The sequence below is a fragment of the Pseudomonas sp. GW456-12-1-14-TSB6 genome, from assembly GCF_059424205.1.
Genome location: NZ_JBWKZE010000001.1, coordinates 78418 through 100145, shown reverse-complemented (window position 1 = coordinate 100145; position 21728 = coordinate 78418). Strand labels below are relative to the sequence as shown.

Genomic DNA, 21728 nt, shown 5'->3' with positions numbered 1-21728 from the left:
CCAGTTCCAATGCCCTTCATGCTGCCAGTCGCCTTGCCGGTTGACGCCTGTCCGCTGCACAAGTCGTGCAGGCGTTTATTGTTCATTTCGACAAATCGTCGGTCTGCGGCAGCAATTGCACACCCAGATACAACGCCAGCATCCCGTCGAGCTTCAACGGATCGACCCCGCTCAACTCGGCAATCCGCTCCATTCGGTAGCGCAGGCTGTTGCGGTGTATCCCCAAGGCATCGGCGCAGGCCTGGCTCTGGCCGTCGTGATCGCACCAACTGCGCAGGGTCGCGAGCAATTGGCCGTTGCTGTCCTTGGCGATCACTTTGCGCAACGGTTTGAGCAGTTCATCCAGCGCATCGTCGTTGCGATGGCGCCAGAGCATCACCGGCAAGCGATAGCGATTGAGCGTCAGCAGCCGTGAACGCGGTAGCACTTCGCGACCATAAGCGAGCAGATCGCCGACCCGCCGATAGCAACGGCGCAACCCTGCCAGCCCATCGGCCTGCCCGCCAACCGCGATACGCAGAATGTTCCAGCCCAGACCATCGAGTTTTTCCAGCAGGCGATCATGCTCGACATTCTGACTCGCCGGCCGGCACCAGAGCAGTGACGACTTGGCCGAGCTCACACACCAACTGTCGGGATAGCGCGACATCAGCCAGGCACTCAACGCCTCGACGGTTTGCCCCGGTCCGTGTTCCAGGCCCAACTCGAACAGATACGGCACTCGTGTCAGTTGCGGTTTGAGCCCTAGCTGCTGGGCTTCATCCACCAAACGCGGCGAATCCCCCGCTTCACTCAACAGCAGCGCGAGCAAGTCATCGCAACGCTGCCGCCGCCATTGCTGCTCGGATTGCTGGTTGCGCTGGCCGACCAGCATTTCAGCGGTCATGCGTACCAGCTCGGCGTAAGTGCGCAGTTGCTCCGGCTCGCCGGTGATGCCGAGCACGCCGATCAAACGCTGATCAAGCAACAACGGCAGATTTATCCCCGGCTGCACGCCTTTGAGATGCACCGCCGTCTGCGCGTCGATTTCGACCACCCGCCCGTTGGCCAGCACCAGTTGCGCGCCCTCGTGGCGGGTGTTGATGCGCTCCGGCTCACCACTGCCGAGGATCAGCCCCTGGCTGTCCATGACGTTGACGTTGTACGGCAAAATGGCCATGGCCCGGTCGACGATGTCCTGGGCGAGGTCGTGATCGAGTTCGAACATAGGGGCTGGAATCCTTGAAAACAGGCGCGGACGGTTGTTCACCCGCACAGGGTCTGGCGGCAAACCCTGTGCTCAGGCACAAAGACAATCCGGCCAAAGGTGGCCGAGACTCTCAGGGCGATCAACGTTACCCTTTGCATCGCAAAAAATCATAATAAAGAGAGAGCCGCCATGTCGCAGAGCGCCGCTGCCGCCCAGACCATCGTTGACGATAAAAATGCCGTCTACAAACGCATCACCCTGCGTTTGATCCCCTTCATCTTCATCTGCTACCTGTTCAACTACCTCGACCGGGTCAACGTTGGATTTGCCAAATTGCAGATGCTGGATGCGCTGAAATTCAGCGAAACCGTGTACGGCCTCGGTGCCGGTATCTTCTTCATCGGCTACGTGCTGTGCGGCGTGCCGAGCAACCTGGCGCTGACCAAATTCGGGCCACGGCGCTGGATCGCGCTGATGATGATCACCTGGGGCACGCTGTCGACCTGCCTGCTGTTCGTCACCACACCGACCGAGTTCTACACCTTGCGTTTGTTTACCGGTGCCGCCGAAGCCGGGTTCTTCCCGGGCGTTGTGCTCTATCTCTCGCAATGGTTTCCGACCTTCCGCCGTGGCCGGATCATGGCGCTGTTCATGTCGGCGATCCCGGTGTCCGGCCTGCTCGGCAGCCCGTTTTCCGGCTGGATCCTCAATCACTTCGCCGCCGGCCAGGGTGGTTTGGCCGGCTGGCAGTGGATGTTCCTGCTGCAGGGCATTCCAACCGTGGTGCTGGGCGCACTCGCCTACTTCCTGCTCAGCGACAACTTCGCCAACGCCAAATGGCTGACCCCTTACGAGCGTTCGGTGCTGGAAGCGGATCAGGCCGAAGACCTGGCGAACAAACCGAAAACCACCTCCGATTCGCTGATCGCCGTTTTCAAGAACCCGGCCATCTGGGCGTTTGGCTTGATCTACTTCTGCATCCAGAGCGGCGTGTACGCGATCAACTTCTGGCTGCCGTCGATCATCAAGAACCTCGGCTTCAGCGACAACCTGGTGATTGGCTGGTTGAGTGCGATCCCGTATCTGTTGGCGGCGGTGTTCATGCTGGTGGTCGGGCGTTCGGCGGACTTGCGTAAAGAACGTCGCTGGCATTTGGTGGTGCCGATGTTGATGGGCGCTGTCGGCCTGCTGATCGCGGTGAACTTCGCGGCGAATCCGGCGATTGCGATCCTCGGCCTGACCATCGCGACCATGGGCGCGCTGACCGGTCTGCCGATGTTCTGGCCGGTGCCGACTGCCATGTTGAGCGCGGGTGCTGCGGCGGGTGGTCTGGCGTTGATCAACTCGATGGGGCAGATGGCCGGGTTCTTGAGCCCTTACCTTGTGGGTTGGGTCAAGGACAGCACCGGGTCGACCGATGCGGCGCTTTACCTGCTGGCGGGTGTGATTGTTGGCGGGAGTCTGCTGGCGTTGCGGATGACGCGAACGTTGCGGGCCTGATTATTGGCATGCACACAAAAACGGCCCATCTCGGGCCGTTTCTCGTTTAGATCGTTCCCACGCGGACGGTTCGACGCCTCGACGTGGGAACGATCAGGCTAAGGATCTGGCTAGAGCGGTGTTTCTGGCTTCAACTCCAGATTATCCAGCGCCCGGTTCACCGCCAGTTCACTCAGCATGATCAGTTGCGAGATGCCCAGCAGCACATGCCGCTGCGAGCCGTCCACCAGCCCGGCGAAGTCAGTGGCCATGGTTTTGGCGCAAGTCAGGGTTTCAGAGGCATCGGCCAGCAGTTCTTCGCTGTCGATGCCGGGGGCGATGAGGTAGCGGGTGTTGGGTTTGAGCAGCGGTTTTCTGGGGAGCAGCGGATTGAGGTAGTGGTCGAGGGCGCGTTCGGCGGCTTCGTGGAATTTCTTGGAGTCGAGGGTTTCGTAGGGTGAGGTTGTATCGGTTTCGGGTGGGTTGGGTGTTGGTTTGATCACGTTTGAATCTCCAAATCAGAAAAATGGAGCCATCAAACTTCGCTACCAAACGAAGAGGTGGTGGCCATACACGGGTTGGTAGACCGGTGACTTGGAGAACCGGCGCGCTCGAAAACGCCCCACGCATGGCCACCATAAAAGCACGGACGGATGAGCGTCCGAATACGGTGAATTGCGCAACAAGTCAGATCCGGGCTACCAAACCCGATCGCTGCATTTCAGCGACGGGACAACGATAAAACCCGGCCCATAAGCGCACAAGCCGGCGGATTCTGGCGCAGTCGTAGGCAACGGCGCAAGGTTGTGTAGCCTGGGGTGCGTGTCTGAACGTGTCCTTTAAACACCCCTCTTAAACACCCCTACTCCGATCGTTCCCACGCTCCGCGTGGGAATGCAGCCCGGGACGCTCCGCGTCCCTTCCAAAGCCGAACGCGGAGCGTCCGTGGAGGCATTCCCACGCAGAGCGTGGGAACGAGCGTCACACACTGGTTTTTGCATCCAGCTCAAGCACCAACCCACCCGGCATCTGCACAAAAATCTGCCAGATCCCATCTTCCGGCACCTGCGCCACCTGATACGGCAACCCACTCCCCTGCACCCGCTTCAAAACCGCCGCCGCGTCTTCATCGGTGCGAAACGCAATATGACTCAACGCCGCCTCATCCAGCGCGGGCTGCTCAATCACATGCACCAACGCCTGCGCATCCTGATACAACCACCGCCCCGGAAACGGAAACGGCGGCCGGCGCCCCGGCGTCAGCCCCAGTAACCCACCAAAAGCGTCCTGCAGCGCCTGACCGTTAGCGGTATTGAAGGCCAGATGATCAAATGTCCACGTCATGTCTGTCTCCTGCGGTTATTCAGGATTCCAGTATCTGCGCTTGCCAATCCCGGAAAAATCCCGCAAAACGCCAAGGATCTTCAACGGATTTTTACTAATGAGCTCAATCCTCGATCTGGAAATCTTCGTCCGCACCGCCGACTCCGGCAGCATTTCCGCCGCCGCCCGGGCTCTGGAACTGACCCCGGCCGCCGCCAGCATCGCGCTGAAACGCCTGGAAACCCGCCTCGGCATCCGCCTGTTCGCCCGCTCGACCCGCAGCATGCGCCTGACCGAAGAGGGCCGACGCTATCTGGAAAGTGTGCGTCTGGCGCTGGCCACCCTGGCCGAAGGCGAGCAAGCGCTGAAGCAGCAAACCGAAGGCCTGAGCGGCGTGCTGCAACTGGCAGCGCCGTCGGATTTCGGGCGCAATGTGCTGTTGCCGTGGCTGGACGATTTCAAACGCGAGCACCCGCATATTCAATTGCAATTGCTGCTCAACGACCGGCATGCGGATCTGTTTCGCGAAACGGTGGACGTGGCGCTGCGCTTTGGCGTGCCGAGTGATTCGACGCTGGTGGCGTTGCCGATTCTGCCTGATCATCGCCGTGTGGCTTGCGCCAGCCCTGCGTATCTGGAACGGCACGGCACGCCGCAAAACCCTGCCGAATTGAGCAAGCACAGCGCCCTGCTCTATCTGCGCAACGGCCGGCCTTACAACACCTGGCGCTTCCATCGCGAGGACGAAACAGTCGAAGTTGAAGTACGCGGCGACTACCTCAGCGACGACGGCGAAGTCGCCCGCCGCTGGGCGCTCGCCGGGCACGGGATCGCCTACAAGGCCTGGCTCGATGTGGCCGAAGACGTGCGTGCCGGGCGGCTGCTGACGCTGTTCGATGACTGGCATGGCGAGAGCGTGCCGTTCAATCTGCTGTGCCCGCACCGGGTGCAGGTGTCGGAACGGGTCAAGGTGTTGCAGGCGTTTTTGCGGGTGCGTTGCCGAGCGCTCAGCCGATGACATCCGAAACCAAACGCCCGATCAGTAATGGTGGTTCAAATTAGATAGGTATCAAGCACCACGATGTAAGAATTCGAGGCGAATTTATTCCATAGATAGATAAATCCGGCCTCAAGTAAGTATAGTAACGTCCGTTTTGGCTGCATGCATTTACAGTCTCTGGAATGATCGGAATATAAACACGGCGAACATCGGCAATAAAACTATGGTTATGCGTAGTAAACCCTCCTAATGAGTTCATCCAGACAATCGCGTCATCTGCGCGCAACTTCTCAGTGCTTATTTGCAGCTTGAATTTATTAGTCACCGCAACGAGATAAGACAAAGTACTGCCTTCCTGATCAGTAACATAGATAGTTGCCACGCCACTTTTCAATCCCACCACCTTACCCTGCATCGTCACGAGAGCCGTCAGAGGATCAGACGATGCAGAGTCATAGGGCGGGACACCTCCGGTTGGAACCCGAACGCCGGTATTGCCAATCGAGTCCTCCCCTGTTTTCGGCCACCCATCGACCTTCACCGAAAACCCATTCAACTTCATCTGCGTCCGATCAATACTGAACGCCAACCGCTCAATCGCCCAAGGTTCCGAAACCAACTGATTTCCCGCCTTTTCCCGGGCAGTAAAAACATGCGGCGCAACAGCAATCGATATCGCAGTGCTTTTCCATTTGTAATCATCACCCGTATGGACTTCCTCGACAACCGTCGCACCGTCAAGAATCTCCAATACAGCGCGCGCCAGAGCCGACCCTTCAAGGATTATCTTGTTGTGGGAAACGGAACCTCCGTTTTCCAACACAACGCCGGCCAGGTCTTTGGCACCGGTAATGACCGGCGCCAGAATGACCCGCGCCATCGCCACTCGAGATCGCGCGATGACCGCCCCGCCTCTGACTTGCTCGTAAATGACCCTGACCACGCTGTCCGCAATGACCTTGGCGTTGGGAATCATCAATTTCTGCACGAACGGGATACGCGCAACAGTATCTTCAACGCTATGTTCCACCGGTGTGCCGCCGGAGTTCGGCGTTGCCACGTACTTCACGCGAATGACGTCATTCGGCGTCCATGGCGGACTCAATACGTGTACCTGAATGGTCAGGTCTTTGGCACCGAGCTTGTTCAGGTCGATGGTGTCCGGAGCATCATTGGGATCATCCGGGTCTTCGGTGATATCAGGTGCAGTCAAACGCTCACCCCGCATATCAACAGTCACGAACACGGGGGCCGACCATGGGGAATCCGGATCAGCGCCATTGCCGACTTGATCGGCGACCGTGAAGTTGAAAACAGCCTGCGGATGGTCTTTGACCTGTTCAAGATCAGCTTTTGTCAATGTAAGGCAAATTCTTGTGGGTACGGCTGTTGGCGTCAAGGGTGCCTCATCTGCGGTAACCTTGCGGAATACATCATGGCCGTTGCAGTTCAGTTGAATAGTGTTAAACGCCCCACAGTAGGTGTATTCGAAACAAACGTGTACACCCTGCTCGGCGCGATCCGCGTCGATTCCGTAGTCCAGCACATCCTGCGGCAAAATAAGCTTGAACTCAGAATGGCCTGGCCCGTCGGGGTTGCGATTCTCTTTGCCGGGTCGAATTCTGTAATAAAGTACTCGCAGCGGTGGTTGGGAGGTGCCTTGATTCTGGCTGCCTCTGGTCACGGTGTAAGTCAGCTCATTGATGATATCTGCACCGGACAACAGCTTGTTTTTCGGGATGTACAGAATGACTGCATCGTCAGTGGACTGGGTTTGAGTACTGGCAATATTCAGTTCGCCGTTCAAATTCAGAGAGACAGTGTCTCCCGTAGCTTGATCGACATAAGGATCGACCCTGACTTTCGCCCCCATAGGGGTCAGGTCGTAGTAATTGATGGCAATGCCACAATCTGCCCCCACGACCGACTTGTTGCTGTCGACCAGATCGGGTGGATACAACGCAAGCACAGCGTTATCGCGATCTGGTTGTTCCAGTGTTTCAGTGTTCATGGCAACGCTCCTGAGTGATCGGAAATTTCACCCGGATACTCTCCGGTCTCAGATGAAATAAGAGCTGATCCTGAAGTCCGTTCGCTACTGTCAGATCTGACAGTGGCGACAAGTGGTTGTCTGTTATCGTTTTATATCTGTGGATTGAGCGTTTACTTCGATCGGACTTCCGTAGCCTGCGATAAATCGGATTGCCCCCAGCAAGGTTTCTGGTATTTGATGGAAGCTTTCCCACCGACAAAAGGATTTCGGCATGAGCTATCGCACACTGGGTCACTCGGGGTTGCAGGTTTCCACTCTCACCCTTGGCACGATGATGTTCGGCGAGCAGACCAGCGCAGAAGATTCGCTGCGCATCATCGACAAGGCCTGGGATCAGGGCATCAATTTCATCGACACCGCCGACGTTTACACCAATGGCCGCTCGGAAGAGATCGTCGGCGAGGCCATTGCCCGTCATCGGCATGAGTGGGTGCTGGCGACCAAGGTCGGTTTCGGCCCGGTGGATGGCGTGCCGAACCGCAGCGGTTTGAGCCGCAAGCACATGTTCAATGGTCTGGAGGCCAGCCTGACCCGGCTCGGCACCGACTACCTCGACATCTATTACCTGCACCGCGAAGACCACAACACGCCGCTGGAGGTGACGATCTCGGCGATTGGCGATCTGATTCGTCAGGGCAAGATCCGTTATTGGGGCCTGTCGAACTACCGTGGCTGGCGGATTGCCGAGGTGATTCGAGTGGCGGACAAACTCGGCGTTGATCGCCCGGTGATCAGCCAGCCGCTGTACAACATCGTCAACCGTCAGGCCGAAACCGAGCAGATCACCGCCGCCCAGACCTACGGCCTCGGCGTGGTGCCTTATAGCCCGCTGGCCCGTGGCGTGCTCAGCGGCAAGTACGCACCGGACGTAACCCCGGACGCCAACAGCCGCGCCGGGCGCCAGGACAAACGGATTCTGGAGACTGAATGGCGGGTGGAGTCGTTGCGCATTGCCCAGCAGATTCAGCAATACACCCAGGAGCGTGGGGTCGGGATTGTCGAGTTTGCGATTGCCTGGGTGCTGAACAACGGCGCGGTGACCTCGGCGATTGTCGGGCCGCGTACTGAAGATCAGTGGGATGCGTATACCAAGGCGCAGGCGGTGAAGATTACGGCCGAGGATGAGGCGTTTATCGACTCGCTGGTGACGCCGGGCCATGCGTCTACGCCGGGGTTTAATGATGTGAGCCATTTTGTGTCGGGGCGTAAACCGCATCAGGCTTAAGCACCTATGCTTCGACACAGGTTCCCGCTCTCACGGGACCTGTGTCGAATGTTGGAAATATTGATCACTCGGCCAATATTCAGCACAAAAACCACGTATCCTGCGCGCCCCGTTTCACCATCATCCCCGCGAGGACAGTTTGTCTAAAGGCATCGCTCTATCGGTAACAGCCTCAACGCTGTTTGCCGTCATGTATTACTACACCTCGTTACTCACCCCGTTGAGCGGCGTGGAAATTTTCGGTTGGCGGATGCTGCTGACCGTGCCCTGCATGACCGTGTTCATGCTGGTGTCCGGCGAATGGCGGCGGGTGCTCGAGCTGCTGCGCCGGATCCCTGCGCTGCCGAAGTTGATCGGCGGCCTGATTCTTTCGTCAGCGCTGCTGGGCGTGCAGTTGTGGCTGTTCATGTGGGCGCCGCTCAATGGCTACAGCCTTGATGTGTCGCTGGGTTACTTCCTGCTGCCGTTGTCCATGGTCCTGACCGGACGCATCGCTTATGGCGAAAACCTGTCGTATCTGCAAAAAGTCGCGGTGTTTTTTGCCAGCCTCGGCGTGTTGAACGAGTTGTATCAGGTCGGTGGGTTTTCCTGGGCGACGCTGGTGGTGGTCGTTGGCTACCCCCTGTACTTCGTGCTGCGCAAATACCTCAAGACCGATAACCTCGGCGGCTTGTGGGTCGACATGACCCTGATGCTGCCGGTGGCGTACTGGTTCGTGCGCGGCGGTGAACAGGGTTTCGGCGTGTTCGATCAGTACCCGGCGCTGACGTGGCTTATACCGCTGCTCGGTCTGATCAGTGCCTCGGCGCTGGTGGTCTACATCATCGCCAGCCGTTTGTTGCCGTTCAGCCTGTTTGGTTTGTTGAGTTACGTTGAGCCGGTGTTGCTGCTCGGTGTTGCGCTGCTGCTGGGCGAAAGCATCAAGCCCGGCGAATGGCTGACCTACATCCCGATCTGGCTCGCGGTGGTGGTGCTGGTGTTTGAAGGGTTCAAGCACCTGATGCGCCAACGGCGCCCATAAGACGCGCAATAAAAAGCCCGGCCTGCACAATTGCAGGCCGGGCTTTTTTACATCTGATGCGAATTACTCGGTAGCGAGTACGCCACGACGCACCTGGTCACGTTCGATCGATTCGAACAGTGCCTTGAAGTTGCCTTCACCGAAACCATCGTCGCCCTTGCGCTGGATGAATTCGAAGAACACCGGGCCCATCAGGGTTTCCGAGAAGATCTGCAGCAGCAGACGCTTGTCTTCTTTATCCGAGGCGCCGTCGAGCAGAATGCCGCGCGATTGCAACTGATCAACAGGCTCACCGTGGTTCGGCAGGCGGCCTTCGAGCATTTCGTAGTAGGTGTCCGGCGGCGCGGTCATGAAGCGCATGCCGATCTTCTTCAACTGATCCCAGGTCTTGACCAGGTCGTCGGTGAGGAACGCCACGTGCTGGATGCCTTCGCCGTTGAACTGCATCAGGAACTCTTCAATCTGCCCGGCACCCTTCGACGACTCTTCGTTGAGCGGGATGCGGATCATGCCGTCCGGCGCGGTCATCGCTTTCGAGGTCAGGCCGGTGTATTCGCCCTTGATATCGAAGTAGCGGATTTCGCGGAAGTTGAACAGCTTCTCGTAGAAGTTCGCCCAGTAGGCCATGCGGCCGCGGTACACGTTGTGGGTCAGGTGGTCGATGATCTTCAGGCCGGCACCGACCGGGTTGCGGTCAACGCCTTCCAGAAACACGAAGTCGATGTCATAGATCGAGCTGCCTTCGCCAAAACGGTCGATTAGGTACAGCGGCGCGCCGCCAATGCCTTTGATCGCCGGCAGGTTCAGTTCCATCGGACCGGTTTCGATGTGGATTGGCTGAGCACCGAGTTCCAGAGCGCGGTTGTAGGCCTTCTGCGAATCCTTGACCCGGAACGCCATGCCGCAAACGGACGGGCCGTGTTCGGCCGCGAAGTACGAAGCAACGCTGTGGGGTTCGTTGTTGAGGATCAGGTTGATCGCGCCCTGGCGATACAGGTGCACGTTCTTGGAGCGGTGGGTCGCGACCTTGGTGAAGCCCATGATCTCGAAGATCGGCTCCAGGGTGCCAGGTGTCGGCGATGCGAACTCGATGAACTCGAAGCCCATCAGGCCCATTGGGTTTTCGTATAAATCTGCCATGGTTGGCGCCTCATCATTCTTATCAATTAACCAGAGTTATTTGTCAGTAATGCTGAGACCAGTGGGTGGCGCACAGGAGATGCCACGCACACTGCGGGCGAGGAAGTCACCGTAGATCAGTTGAAACCCGAATATCTTCATTGTCGACCCAAGGCTCTTGCGGGCGAGGCTTCTGCTGCCAGAAGACGATTATTATTGTATGCGTAACCCGATTCTACACAGCGTAAATAGGGTTGTCTGCCCTCTCTATAAAATCCGCTTTTTTCGGCCCGGTGCAAGGGGTTTGTTGCACAGCCAGATGCCCGCCAGAAAGTTCCGCGCCTATTCAACGCCGCCCGGCTGAGCCCGAACATTCGCTATCGCTACGCGCAGTTGCTCACACCCTCGATGCCGTTGGCCGGGGCGATGCGATGACCGTGGTGGCGGAAGGTTCCTTGCCTTTCGATCCAGACCCGCGCTATGTCAAGCGACTGCTATCCCCTGCAGTCACTCGACAGGTGGGTCTGGCGGTGCTGGATCAACGTCAGGCCTCGCCCGCCACGCTGGCGTTCATTCAACTGGCAACTCGGCTGGATTACCGTTGAGCGGCGCGGGTGCCATTGGCCATCTATCATGGGCTCAGACCTTGGGCTTTGCGCGCACGCTTCTCCTGCAATCAAGAGCCCCACTCCATCGCGACAGGATGCGCCCATGCCACTGACCGTCAGGCCCCGCCGCAAGCGCAGCACCCGGATTATCGTGACATTGCTGTGTGGCCTGCTGCCGATCGTACTCGGCAGCGTCATTCTCTATATGCAGGCTGAACGCGCCCTCCAGCAGAGTTCGCAACACACCGCCGATGAAGCCTTGCGACAGTTCGAACTGATGCTCGACAACACTGCCCAGGCCGCCCGCGAACTGTTGCCTTTGGCCGGCCAGACCTGCGAAACCGTCAAACTGGCCTTGCGCGAACAAGTCACCCGTCGCCCGTTCGTGCGCTCGACCAATCTGGTATGGGACGACAATCTCTATTGCAGTTCGCTGTTCGGCGATTTCAAGGAAGCCGTGAATCCGGGCGACTACGCGCAGGGCAAGTTGTGGCTCATGAACGGCAACCCGGTGACGCCCGACACCGCGCTGCTGGTGTATCGCCTGAGCGAGGGCCGCGGTGGCGCGCTGACCACGCTGGACGGCTATCACTTGAGCAACATTCTGCGCCTGATCGGCCGGCATACATTGTTGTTGCTGCAAGTCGGCAACAACTGGCTCTCCGCCGACGGCAAAGTGCATCAAGGCGTCCTGCCTGCATTGCCGGTTGCACAAAGTACCTTGCACTCATCGCACTATGCGTTCACGGTCACCGCCGCGTTTGCGGAAGGCGAGACCTGGCGCTACATGAAAGATGAATATCCGCCGCTGTTCAGCCTGCTGATTTTCTTTGGTGCGGTGTCCGGGGCCATCGGCTACATCGTGCAGAAGCGCTCCACGTCGCCAAGCCACGAAATGCTTCGGGCACTGGAGGCGGGAGAATTCATTCCCTACTTCCAACCGGTGGTGCACGGCGACAGCAAACGCTGGTCAGGTGCGGAAGTGCTGATGCGCTGGAACCATCCCAAGGAAGGGCTGGTGCGTCCGGACCTGTTCATACCCTTTGCCGAACATTCCGGGCTGATCGTGCCAATGACCCGCGCTTTGATGCAGCAAACGGCTGTCATCCTGGGGCCGCAGTCACCGACCTTCAAAGCGCCTTTCCACATTGGCATCAACATCACCGCCAGCCACTGCCACGATCTGGAACTGGTGGAGGATTGCCGTGAATTTTTGTCAGCTTTCCATCCCGGCAGCATCAGCCTGGTCCTGGAGCTGACTGAACGCGAGCTGATCGAACCATCCGACATCACCCAACAACTGTTCGCAGAGTTGCGTGCGATGGGGGTGAAGATCGCGATTGACGACTTTGGCACCGGCCATTCAAGCCTCGGCTACTTGAGAACCTTCAATGTCGACTTCCTCAAGATCGACCAGACATTCGTGGCCATGATCGATAAGGATGCCCTTTCCCGGCACATTCTGGACACCATCATCGAGCTTTCCACCAAGCTGGATCTGGGCATCGTGGCCGAAGGTGTGGAAACGCAAGCCCAATGTGATTATCTGGCCGCCCACCATGTCAACTTTCTGCAGGGCTACCTTTTCGGCAAGCCCATGCCGGCGGCCGACTTCATCGAAGCATTAACTCATCATTAACTTGTCTGGATAAATCCTGTCACGCCGACAGCCCGCACCAAATTGATACAAAACAGCGTTGTTGTTACATGAAGAAAAAGTCAGGATTTACTCTTGTCGCATTAACTACTACAATTTTTCTTACCTGTTGCAAGATGGGCAGGTGAGCCATTATCACCGAGTCGCTTCAAGGCTCTTGGCTTATAGCTTTGTTTGCGGTTGGTATCAGCCAAACACACTATTGGAGTAAAGATATTGTCCAGACTCGCTGAATTTCGTGCAGCTGAAAAGGCCCTTCAGGAACAGCTCAAGCAGCTGGAGTCGCTGAAGAATGATGCCGGGCTCAAGAAAGAAATCGAATTCGAAGAAAAGCTCCAGGGGCTGATGAAAACCTACGGCAAAGGCCTGAAAGACATCATCGCCATTCTCGATCCGAACCCGGCGAAATCCGGCCTGCAACTGACCGCCGCACCTAAAACCCGCCGCGCTCGAGTGGTCAAGGTCTATCAGAACCCGCACACTGGCGAACTGATCGAGACCAAGGGTGGCAACCATCGCGGCTTGAAAGCCTGGAAGGAAAAATACGGTGCAGCTACCGTTGATTCCTGGTTGCGCGGTTAATCTCTCGCAAACATGAAAGCCCTGCATATGCAGGGCTTTTTTTTGGACAATATTTAACAAATGAAACGATTTTTCTGGCGGGAAAGTTGATTCTCAAACCGCTTCCGCACTGAAACTATGCTTCGGAATGTTGCCCCCAGTACCCAAGATTAACTTTATGTTTAATCAATTCAGGTATCTAACACCACGCCGGCCACAACAGACGACTAAAATTTCAAGCTGTTTCGCGCAGCCACTATGTCGTCGCCGCTGGCTTTATAAACCTCCGCCTGCCCGGCATACGAAAGTACGTACGCTTTTTCCGCCTCGACCGCTGCAACCAATGTTTGCGACAACACATGGCGACCGTTTTCAGTCACCGTACAAGTGGTCTCAAGCGCTGTCAGCGAACCGAGCGTACTCGGATGAACCCTGTTGCAGACACTCTGATAACCGCTCTGGAAAAAGTCTTTCTGCACCGACTTGCGCATCTCCAGTAACACGCCCTGCAAGTTGACCTGGTGGCCACTTTCCACACGGGTCATCGTCAACTCCATCACCATCACCTGATTGCCATCGGCGTCAGTCTTCACTGCGCGCTGACGCGAGACCTCAGGCGAGGTTTCGGGCAGCGCCTCGACCTCCCAGCCGGCGGGCCAAGTGATGCTCGGCGCTTCGGCAAAGGCCGGCAGAGCAAGCAGGGAAAAACCCAGGAAAACGAACAGCGATTTGAACGGTCGGATCATTACCAGAGGCACTCGCGGATTGAGCCGTAAAGTCTGAGGCTCGCCCGCTCACAGGGCAAGCCCGCGCTTTCGGTTTGGCGATGCTGCCAGGCATGCGTATCATTGCGCCCATTCACTCGCCCCAATTTGTTACGGAGGGCTCATGAGCCTGCAAGAACTGAACACCTTCCCCGGCGTCACCGCCACCCCGGACAGCGCAACCCGCAACTTCGTGTTCAACCACACCATGCTGCGCGTCAAAGACATCACCAAGTCGCTGGATTTCTACACCCGCGTACTGGGTTTCTCGCTGGTAGAGAAGCGTGATTTCCCGGAAGCGGAATTCAGCCTGTACTTCCTCGCCCTGGTCGACAAATCGCAGATCCCGGCTGACGCCGCTGCCCGCACCGAGTGGATGAAGTCGATTCCCGGCATTCTGGAACTGACCCACAACCATGGCACCGAGAACGAAGCAGAGTTCGCCTACCACAACGGCAACACCGACCCACGTGGTTTCGGCCACATCTGCATTTCGGTACCGGACATCGTCGCTGCCTGCGCGCGCTTTGAAGAACTGGGCTGCGACTTCCAGAAGCGCCTGACCGATGGCCGCATGAAGAGCCTGGCGTTCATCAAGGATCCGGATGGCTACTGGGTCGAGATCATTCAGCCGGCACCGCTGTAAAGCTGAAACGGGGTAGAAAGCACCCCACAAAGAAAAAACCCCATCATCGCTGATGGGGTTTTTTCTGTTTCAGGCCCGGGATTTACGCCGGAGCCGAAGTGCGGATCAAGTGATCAAAAGCGCTGAGAGAAGCCTTGGCACCCTCGCCCACCGCAATCACGATTTGCTTGTACGGCACGGTGGTCACGTCACCGGCGGCGAAGATACCGGGGATCGAGGTTTCACCGCGATTATCGACGATGATCTCGCCGCGCGGCGACAGCTCGATGGTGCCTTTGAGCCAATCGGTGTTGGGCAGCAGACCGATCTGCACGAAGATCCCTTCCAGCTCGACCGTGCGCGACTCGTCAGTATTGCGATCCTTGTAGCGCAGACCGTTGACCTTCTGGCCATCGCCGGTGACTTCAGTGGTCAGCGCACTGGTGATCACGGTGACGTTCGGCAGGCTGTGCAGCTTGCGTTGCAATACGGCGTCGGCGCGCAGCTGTACGTCGAACTCCAGCAAGGTGACGTGAGACACGATACCGGCCAAGTCAATGGCCGCTTCGACGCCGGAGTTACCGCCGCCAATCACCGCCACACGCTTGCCTTTGAACAGCGGGCCGTCGCAGTGCGGGCAGTACGCCACGCCTTTGTTGCGGTATTCCTGCTCGCCCGGCACGTTCATTTCACGCCACCGCGCGCCGGTCGCCAGAATCACGCTCTTGGCCTTGAGGGTCGCGCCGCTCGCGAAGTGAACTTCATGCAGCTCGCCATTCTTGCCCGGGATCAGCTTATCGGCACGTTGCAGGTTCATGATGTCGACGTCGTATTGCTTGACGTGTTCTTCCAGCGCGGTCGCCAGTTTCGGGCCTTCGGTTTCCTGCACGGAAATGAAGTTCTCGATGGCCATGGTGTCCAGCACCTGACCGCCGAAGCGCTCGGCTGCAACACCGGTGCGAATGCCTTTCCGTGCGGCGTAGATCGCCGCCGAAGCACCAGCCGGGCCACCGCCGACCACCAGCACATCAAAGGCTTGCTTGGCGCTGATTTTCTCGGCCTGACGCTCGATGGCGCCGGTGTCGAGTTTGGCGAGGATTTCTTCCAGGCCCATGCGGCCCTGACCAAAGTTTTCGCCGTTCAGGTAAATGCTCGGCACAGCCATGATCTTGCGATCGTTGACTTCGTCCTGGAACAGCGCACCGTCGATGGCGACGTGGCGGATGTTCGGGTTCAGCACGGCCATCAGGTTCAGTGCCTGAACGACGTCCGGGCAGTTCTGGCAGGACAGCGAAAAATAAGTCTCGAAGTTGAACTCGCCCTTGAGCGAGCGGATCTGTTCGATCACTTCGACAATGGCCTTCGAAGGGTGGCCGCCGACTTGCAGCAGGGCCAGCACCAGCGAAGTGAATTCATGGCCCATCGGAATGCCGGCGAAACGCAGGCTGATGTCGGCACCGGGGCGGTTGATCGAGAACGACGGCTTGCGTGCATCGTCGCCGCTGTCGATCAAGGTAATTTGGTGCGAAAGACTGGCAACATCTTTCAGCAGGTCGAGCATTTCACGGGATTTCGCACCGTCGTCGAGTGAGGCAACGATCTCGATCGGCTGGGTGACCCGTTCCAGGTACGATTTCAACTGGGCTTTAAGATTGGCGTCCAACATACGGGCGATCTCCTGACTTTATTTGAGGCGAAAAAAGCCCGAGCGAATCTCGCCCGGGCTTTTCTATTGGGCGGTGCAGCTTACTTGAGTAGGTGCGGAATCCCGCCCTGCATTGCGTTTGTCACAGACTTAGATCTTGCCGACCAGGTCCAGGGACGGAGCCAGAGTGGCCTCGCCTTCTTTCCACTTGGCCGGGCAAACTTCGCCTGGGTGAGCAGCGACGTACTGAGCAGCCTTGATTTTGCGCAGCAGCTCGGAAGCGTCACGGCCAACGCCGCCATCGTTCAGTTCAACGATTTTGATCTGGCCTTCAGGGTTGATCACGAAGGTGCCACGGTCAGCCAGACCTGCTTCTTCGATCAGCACGTCGAAGTTGCGGGAGATGACCTGAGTCGGGTCGCCGATCATGGTGTACTGGATTTTGCCGATGGCTGGCGAAGTGTTGTGCCAGGCAGCGTGAGCAAAGTGGGTGTCGGTCGAAACGCTGTAGATCTCTACGCCCAGCTTTTGGAAGGCGGCGTAGTTGTCAGCCAGGTCTTCGAGTTCGGTTGGGCAAACGAAAGTGAAGTCGGCCGGGTAGAAGAACACTACGGACCATTTGCCTTTCAGGTCAGCGTCCGAGACTTGTACGAAGTCGCCGTTTTTGAACGCGGTAGCTTTGAACGGTTTTACTTGGCTGTTGATGATAGGCATTGATGACTCTCCGTCAGGGTTGTGAATTCGATGGGTGAATCCTACCCAGTCACTCGACGGATGGCTCATTGGCAAACCTGATGCTGCTGATTTGTTTTCGCTATTAGCTGAGGATATTAATAGAAGAAAACGATATCTACGGCGACAGCGGCTTATCCGTAATCCGGGCCATCCCGTGAAAGGGGCTCGCTTCAACATAGCGCATGGCGGACTTCATATCCTTCCAGCCCACGTAACTCATCAACGACTTGAGGTCCCAGCCGCTTTGATGGGCCCATGTCGCGAAGCCGCGGCGCAGAGAATGGCTGGTGTAGCGCTCGGCGGAGATCCCGGCGCGCTCCAGGACCTGGCGCAACAAAGGGATCACACTGTTGGCGTGCAAGCCCTCTTCGCTCAGATTGCCCCACCGGTCGACGGCGCGAAACACCGGGCCCCGCACCAGCGCCGCTTCGGTGATCCATTCGATATAAGCCTGCACCGGGCACAACTTCAGCAGCGCCGGGGCCTGATAGGTCTGCCCGAGGTTTTCCCGATCGCCCTTACTGCGCGGCAGGTACAGGGTGATGCCGCTGCTGGCGTGCGCCTGCACGTGCTCGATCTGCACCCGACACAGCTCATCGCTGCGAAAGCCACGCCAGAAGCCCAGCAGGATCAACGCGCGGTCGCGGCAGGCTCGGAGCAGCACCGGCCGGTCCTGTTGCTCCCGGGCGCCTTTCATTTCCTGCTCAAGGCAGGCGACGGTCTGCTCAAGATCGCGCAGCTGGAGTGGCTCGGCCTGTTTTTCCTGCGCGGGATGCAGGGCGCGAATGCCCTTGAACACTTTGCGCACCACCGGCGACTTGGTGGGATCGGCGAAGCCCTGACTGTTATGCCACTGCGCCAGCGCCGACAGACGCAACTTCAGCGTGTTGACCGACAGCACGCCGGCATGCGCCACCAGATACCGCGCGATGCTGTCCGCTGTCGCCGGCAGAAACCCTCCCCACGCAGATTCGAAGTGCTCGATGGCTGCGCGATAACTGCGGCGAGTGTTGTCACGGGTGGCGGCTTGCAGATAGCGATCGATATCGCTCATGGGCTGATTTTCTCGTGGCGTACTGGAGGTTTGTGCGGAAACCGATTTTACGGGTTTCACATGGGGTAATACCAGTATATCCCGTCCGTTTATCAGCGCTTGTTTCACTTTATTTTCAACATGGTACACTTCGTACTTTAGTGGCATGTACCACAGTACGAAATGGTAGGAGCAGATATGGCCCGTGGCGGCGTTAATAAAGCAGTGGTCCAGATCGCGCGCGCAGCGATCCTCGCCCGTGGCGAACACCCCAGCATCGACGCAGTACGAATCGAACTTGGTAATACGGGTTCAAAAACCACGATTCATCGCTATCTGAAAGAGCTGGATGACGGCAGCGAACCGGCCGATCCTTCGGCAGAACCCATCGATGACGAGCTGCTGGCACTCGTTACGCGCCTTGCCCAACGCCTGAAAGAACAGGCACAGGAACCGATTGACCAGGCGCGCGAGCAGTACGAGCAACAGCGTCAGGCACTGGAGGACGAACTGAATCAGCTTCGTCAGGATCATGTGCAACTGGAGAAGAAGCACGACATTCAGACTGCCGCGCTGGCCAAGGAATCCGAAGCGCTGAGCGATACCCGCTCGATGTTGCAGACCGAACAGACCCGCAATGCCGGACTGAATCAGGCACTGGCAGACTTTGAATTGCGCCTGCAGGACAAGGACGAGCAGATCCGCTCGCTGGAAGAGAAGCACCTGCACGCCCGCGATGCGCTTGAGCACTACCGCAACGCCATCAAGGAACAGCGTGAGCAGGAGCAAAGCCGTCACGAAACTCAGGTTCAGCAGTTGCAGATGGAGTTGCGCCAGGCGCAGCAAAGCGCACTGGTACGCCAGGACGAGATCACTCAGTTGCACCGCGACAACGAACGTCTGCTGACCGAGAATCGCGGCACCGTACGCGAATTGAGCCTGATGCAGGATCAGCTCAAACAAAGCAATCAGCGTCAGGATCAACTGCTGGAGCAAGCGTCACGCGTCGACAGCGAACGCACCCTCCTCCAGGAACGCCTGCGCGTGGCTCTGCTGGAAAGCCAGACGCTCAAGCAGAACGTCGACGAGCAGTCGCAGCTCAATCAGTCATTGGAAAAGGAATTGACCAAGGTTCAAGCCAGCTTGCGCCTGGCCACTGCCGTTGCGGCAGCGCCAGACGCAGCAGAACCGAAAAAGACTTAAGCGCCGACCGGCGTACGCATGGTGACAAACTCTTCGGCCGCCGTCGGGTGTACCCCGATGGTGTCGTCGAAGTCACGCTTGGTGGCGCCAGCCTTCAACGCGATCGCCAGACCCTGCACGATCTCGCCGGCATCCGGCCCGACCATGTGACAACCCAACACCTTGTCGGACTTGCCATCGACCACCAGCTTCATCAGCGTGCGCTCTTGGCAATCAGTCAGGGTCAGTTTCATCGGCCGGAAGCGGCTTTCGTAGATCACGACGTCGTGACCCGCTTCCCGCGCCTCTTCTTCGGTCAGCCCAACAGTGCCGATGTTCGGCAGACTGAACACTGCCGTCGGGATCATCTTGTAATCCACCGGACGATATTGCTCAGGCTTGAACAGACGCCGCGCCACCGCCATGCCTTCAGCCAGCGCCACCGGCGTCAATTGCACACGACCGATGACATCGCCCAGCGCCAGAATCGACGGCTCGGTGGTTTGATATTGCTCGTCGACTTTGATGAAGCCCTTGTCGTCGAGCTGCACATCAGTGTTCTCCAGCCCCAGGTTGTCCAGCATCGGACGTCGGCCGGTGGCGTAGAACACGCAATCCGCTTCCAGTACGCGACCATCCTTCAGGATCGCCTTCAGGCTGCCATCCGGCTGCTTGTCGATGCGCGCAATGTCGGCATTGAATTGCAGATCCATACCGCGCTTGGTCAGCTCTTCTTTCAAATGGTTACGCACTGAACCGTCGAAACCGCGCAGGAACAGATCCCCGCGATACAGCAATGTCGTGTTGGCGCCCAGCCCATGGAAAATCCCGGCAAATTCGACGGCGATGTACCCGCCGCCGACGACCAGCACGCGCTTGGGCAGTTCTTTGAGGAAGAACGCCTGGTTTGAGCTGATCGCATGTTCATGCCCAGGAATTTCGGGGATCTGCGGCCAGCCACCGGTGGCGATCAGAATATTCTTCGCAGTGTATCGCTCGCCATTGACCTCGACTTCGTGCGGGCCGACGATCTTCGCGTGGGCTTCATGCAGCGTCACGCCGCTGTTGACCAGCAGATTGCGATAAATGCCGTTCAGGCGATTGATCTCGCGATCCTTGTTGGCGATCAGCGTGGCCCAATCGAAATCCGCCTCGCCCAGGCTCCAGCCAAAACCCGAGGACTGTTCGAAGTCTTCGGCGAAATGCGCGCCATACACCAACAGTTTTTTCGGTACGCAACCGACGTTGACGCAGGTGCCGCCCAGATAACGGCTCTCGGCCACCGCCACTTTCGCACCGAACCCGGCAGCAAAACGCGCAGCCCGCACACCGCCGGAACCGGCGCCAATCACATAAAGGTCAAAATCGTAGGCCATTTCTATCTCCTCGGCAGGCGATCAGCATACCCGCCGTCGTCCGTTGGGCAAGCACTCCTGCCGATATAGGGGCGGAAAATGAAAAAGCCACCCGAAGGTGGCTTTTTCGTACAGGCAGATCAGGCGCTATCAGTAAGCCTTGCCAGTCTTGTAGAAGTTTTCGAAGCAGAAGTTGGTTGCTTCGATATAGCCTTCAGCACCACCGCAGTCGAAGCGCTTGCCCTTGAACTTGTAAGCCATCACGCAGCCGTTCTGGGCTTGTTTCATCAGGGCGTCGGTGATCTGGATTTCACCGCCCTTGCCTGGCTCGGTCTGTTCGATCAGGTCGAAGATGTCCGGAGTCAGAATGTAACGACCAATGATCGCCAGGTTCGACGGTGCGTCTTCCGGCTTTGGCTTCTCGACCATGCTGTGTACGCGGTAGATGTCGTCGCGGATCATTTCGCCAGCGATCACGCCGTACTTGCTGGTTTCTTGCGGATCGACTTCCTGAATGGCGATGATCGAGCAGCGGAACTGCTTGTACAGCTTGACCATCTGGGTCAGTACGCCGTCACCGTCGAGGTTGACGCACAGGTCGTCCGCCAGCACTACGGCGAACGGTTCGTCGCCGATCAATGGGCGACCGGTCAGGATCGCGTGACCCAGGCCTTTCATTTCGGTCTGGCGGGTGTAGGAGAACGAGCACTCGTCCAGCAGCTTGCGGATACCGACCAGGTATTTTTCCTTGTCGGTGCCCTTGATCTGGTTTTCCAGCTCGTAGCTGATGTCGAAGTGGTCTTCCAGGGCGCGCTTGCCACGGCCGGTCACGATGGAAATTTCGTTCAGGCCAGCATCCAGAGCTTCTTCGACGCCGTACTGGATCAGTGGCTTGTTTACCACCGGCAGCATTTCTTTGGGCATGGCCTTCGTCGCTGGGAGGAAGCGAGTACCGTAACCGGCTGCTGGGAACAAGCATTTCTTGATCATATAAGTCCTTGAAAGGGCTGTGTGTACGAGTTTCGGCGCAGTCTAATCAGGCGGCGCGCACCTTACAATGCCCCGCACTGGCTAACCGATGTCAACATAGAGAAATAAACTGGCGGATAGTTCAATCCGCTCACAGAGGCTGCGCATTCAGCTTAGCCCAAAGA

Annotated in this window: 19 protein-coding genes and 1 pseudogene; 9 read left to right on the top strand and 11 right to left on the bottom strand. The window is 57.9% G+C overall.

Annotated elements, in window-relative coordinates; genetic code table 11:
* Positions 1 to 82: 82 nt before the first annotated feature.
* A complete protein-coding gene (locus AC07Y2_RS00485) occupies positions 83 to 1207 on the bottom strand; it encodes a sugar diacid recognition domain-containing protein (protein WP_039768706.1) in 1125 nt (374 codons plus the stop codon).
* Positions 1208 to 1378: 171 nt separating this feature from the next.
* Between AC07Y2_RS00485 and AC07Y2_RS00480 the strand changes: the two genes are divergently transcribed.
* Positions 1379 to 2689: an MFS transporter gene (locus AC07Y2_RS00480; protein ID WP_103385193.1), complete on the top strand. Its 1311-nt coding sequence runs from the start codon at positions 1379 to 1381 to the stop codon at positions 2687 to 2689.
* Positions 2690 to 2799: 110 nt separating this feature from the next.
* Here the strand turns inward: AC07Y2_RS00480 and AC07Y2_RS00475 are convergent, their stop codons facing one another.
* On the bottom strand, positions 2800 to 3171 hold the full coding sequence (locus AC07Y2_RS00475; protein ID WP_039768710.1) for a DUF6124 family protein: 372 nt from the start codon (positions 3169 to 3171) through the stop codon (positions 2800 to 2802).
* 478 nt (positions 3172 to 3649) lie between these two features.
* A complete protein-coding gene (locus tag AC07Y2_RS00470) occupies positions 3650 to 4012 on the bottom strand; it encodes a VOC family protein (RefSeq protein WP_103385192.1) in 363 nt (120 codons plus the stop codon).
* A gap of 97 nt (positions 4013 to 4109) precedes the next feature.
* Here AC07Y2_RS00470 and AC07Y2_RS00465 point away from each other — a divergent pair, with 97 nt between their 5' ends.
* A complete protein-coding gene (locus AC07Y2_RS00465) occupies positions 4110 to 5009 on the top strand; it encodes a LysR family transcriptional regulator (protein WP_103385191.1) in 900 nt (299 codons plus the stop codon).
* Positions 5010 to 5049: 40 nt separating this feature from the next.
* On the opposite strand, the gene AC07Y2_RS00460 is transcribed toward AC07Y2_RS00465, so the two are convergent.
* Entirely contained in the window at positions 5050 to 7002 is a 1953-nt protein-coding gene (locus tag AC07Y2_RS00460; RefSeq protein ID WP_103385190.1) for a hypothetical protein, read from the bottom strand.
* Between the two features lie 253 nt (positions 7003 to 7255).
* Here AC07Y2_RS00460 and AC07Y2_RS00455 point away from each other — a divergent pair, with 253 nt between their 5' ends.
* Both AC07Y2_RS00455 and rarD read left to right on the top strand, forming a co-directional pair.
* The gene (locus AC07Y2_RS00455; RefSeq protein ID WP_103385189.1) at positions 7256 to 8269 is read left to right on the top strand and encodes an aldo/keto reductase; all 1014 of its coding nucleotides are present in this window, start codon (positions 7256 to 7258) and stop codon (positions 8267 to 8269) included.
* A gap of 139 nt (positions 8270 to 8408) precedes the next feature.
* Positions 8409 to 9290: an EamA family transporter RarD gene (gene rarD / locus AC07Y2_RS00450; RefSeq protein ID WP_103385188.1), complete on the top strand. Its 882-nt coding sequence runs from the start codon at positions 8409 to 8411 to the stop codon at positions 9288 to 9290.
* A 63-nt stretch (positions 9291 to 9353) separates the two neighbouring features.
* On the opposite strand, the gene hppD is transcribed toward rarD, so the two are convergent.
* Entirely contained in the window at positions 9354 to 10430 is a 1077-nt protein-coding gene (hppD, locus tag AC07Y2_RS00445) for a 4-hydroxyphenylpyruvate dioxygenase (protein WP_007958955.1), read from the bottom strand.
* Between the two features lie 312 nt (positions 10431 to 10742).
* Between hppD and AC07Y2_RS00440 the strand changes: the two are divergent.
* The 3 genes and pseudogenes from AC07Y2_RS00440 to AC07Y2_RS00430 all read left to right on the top strand — a co-directional run.
* Positions 10743 to 11014 (top strand): annotated as a pseudogene (locus tag AC07Y2_RS00440) (LysR family transcriptional regulator substrate-binding protein); the annotation flags it as partial.
* A gap of 106 nt (positions 11015 to 11120) precedes the next feature.
* Positions 11121 to 12656, top strand: coding sequence for an EAL domain-containing protein (locus AC07Y2_RS00435; protein ID WP_074690479.1), 1536 nt, complete (start codon positions 11121 to 11123; stop codon positions 12654 to 12656).
* A gap of 234 nt (positions 12657 to 12890) precedes the next feature.
* On the top strand, positions 12891 to 13256 hold the full coding sequence (locus AC07Y2_RS00430; RefSeq protein WP_039768722.1) for a histone-like nucleoid-structuring protein, MvaT/MvaU family: 366 nt from the start codon (positions 12891 to 12893) through the stop codon (positions 13254 to 13256).
* 206 nt (positions 13257 to 13462) lie between these two features.
* Here AC07Y2_RS00430 and AC07Y2_RS00425 read toward each other — a convergent pair whose 3' ends face one another.
* A complete protein-coding gene (locus tag AC07Y2_RS00425; protein WP_103385187.1) occupies positions 13463 to 13981 on the bottom strand; it encodes a DUF4946 domain-containing protein in 519 nt (172 codons plus the stop codon).
* Between the two features lie 142 nt (positions 13982 to 14123).
* Here AC07Y2_RS00425 and gloA point away from each other — a divergent pair, with 142 nt between their 5' ends.
* On the top strand, positions 14124 to 14645 hold the full coding sequence (gene gloA, locus AC07Y2_RS00420; protein WP_074690477.1) for a lactoylglutathione lyase: 522 nt from the start codon (positions 14124 to 14126) through the stop codon (positions 14643 to 14645).
* Between the two features lie 82 nt (positions 14646 to 14727).
* On the opposite strand, the gene ahpF is transcribed toward gloA, so the two are convergent.
* From ahpF to AC07Y2_RS00405, 3 genes are all read right to left on the bottom strand, one after another.
* Complete coding sequence (gene ahpF, locus AC07Y2_RS00415; protein ID WP_103385186.1) at positions 14728 to 16290, bottom strand: alkyl hydroperoxide reductase subunit F; 1563 nt, start codon at positions 16288 to 16290, stop codon at positions 14728 to 14730.
* Positions 16291 to 16419: 129 nt separating this feature from the next.
* Positions 16420 to 16983, bottom strand: a complete 564-nt coding sequence (ahpC, locus tag AC07Y2_RS00410; RefSeq protein WP_007958941.1) for an alkyl hydroperoxide reductase subunit C — start codon at positions 16981 to 16983, stop codon at positions 16420 to 16422.
* A 136-nt stretch (positions 16984 to 17119) separates the two neighbouring features.
* Complete coding sequence (locus tag AC07Y2_RS00405; RefSeq protein ID WP_103385185.1) at positions 17120 to 18058, bottom strand: site-specific integrase; 939 nt, start codon at positions 18056 to 18058, stop codon at positions 17120 to 17122.
* A 177-nt stretch (positions 18059 to 18235) separates the two neighbouring features.
* On the opposite strand from AC07Y2_RS00405, the gene AC07Y2_RS00400 reads away from it, so the two are divergent.
* A complete protein-coding gene (locus AC07Y2_RS00400; RefSeq protein WP_039768731.1) occupies positions 18236 to 19240 on the top strand; it encodes a DNA-binding protein in 1005 nt (334 codons plus the stop codon).
* On the opposite strand, the gene gorA is transcribed toward AC07Y2_RS00400, so the two are convergent.
* Positions 19237 to 20595, bottom strand: coding sequence for a glutathione-disulfide reductase (gorA, locus tag AC07Y2_RS00395; RefSeq protein ID WP_039768733.1), 1359 nt, complete (start codon positions 20593 to 20595; stop codon positions 19237 to 19239). The genes AC07Y2_RS00400 and gorA overlap by 4 nt on opposite strands.
* A gap of 129 nt (positions 20596 to 20724) precedes the next feature.
* Complete coding sequence (galU, locus tag AC07Y2_RS00390) at positions 20725 to 21564, bottom strand: UTP--glucose-1-phosphate uridylyltransferase GalU (protein WP_039768735.1); 840 nt, start codon at positions 21562 to 21564, stop codon at positions 20725 to 20727.
* Between the last annotated feature and the right edge of the window lie 164 nt (positions 21565 to 21728).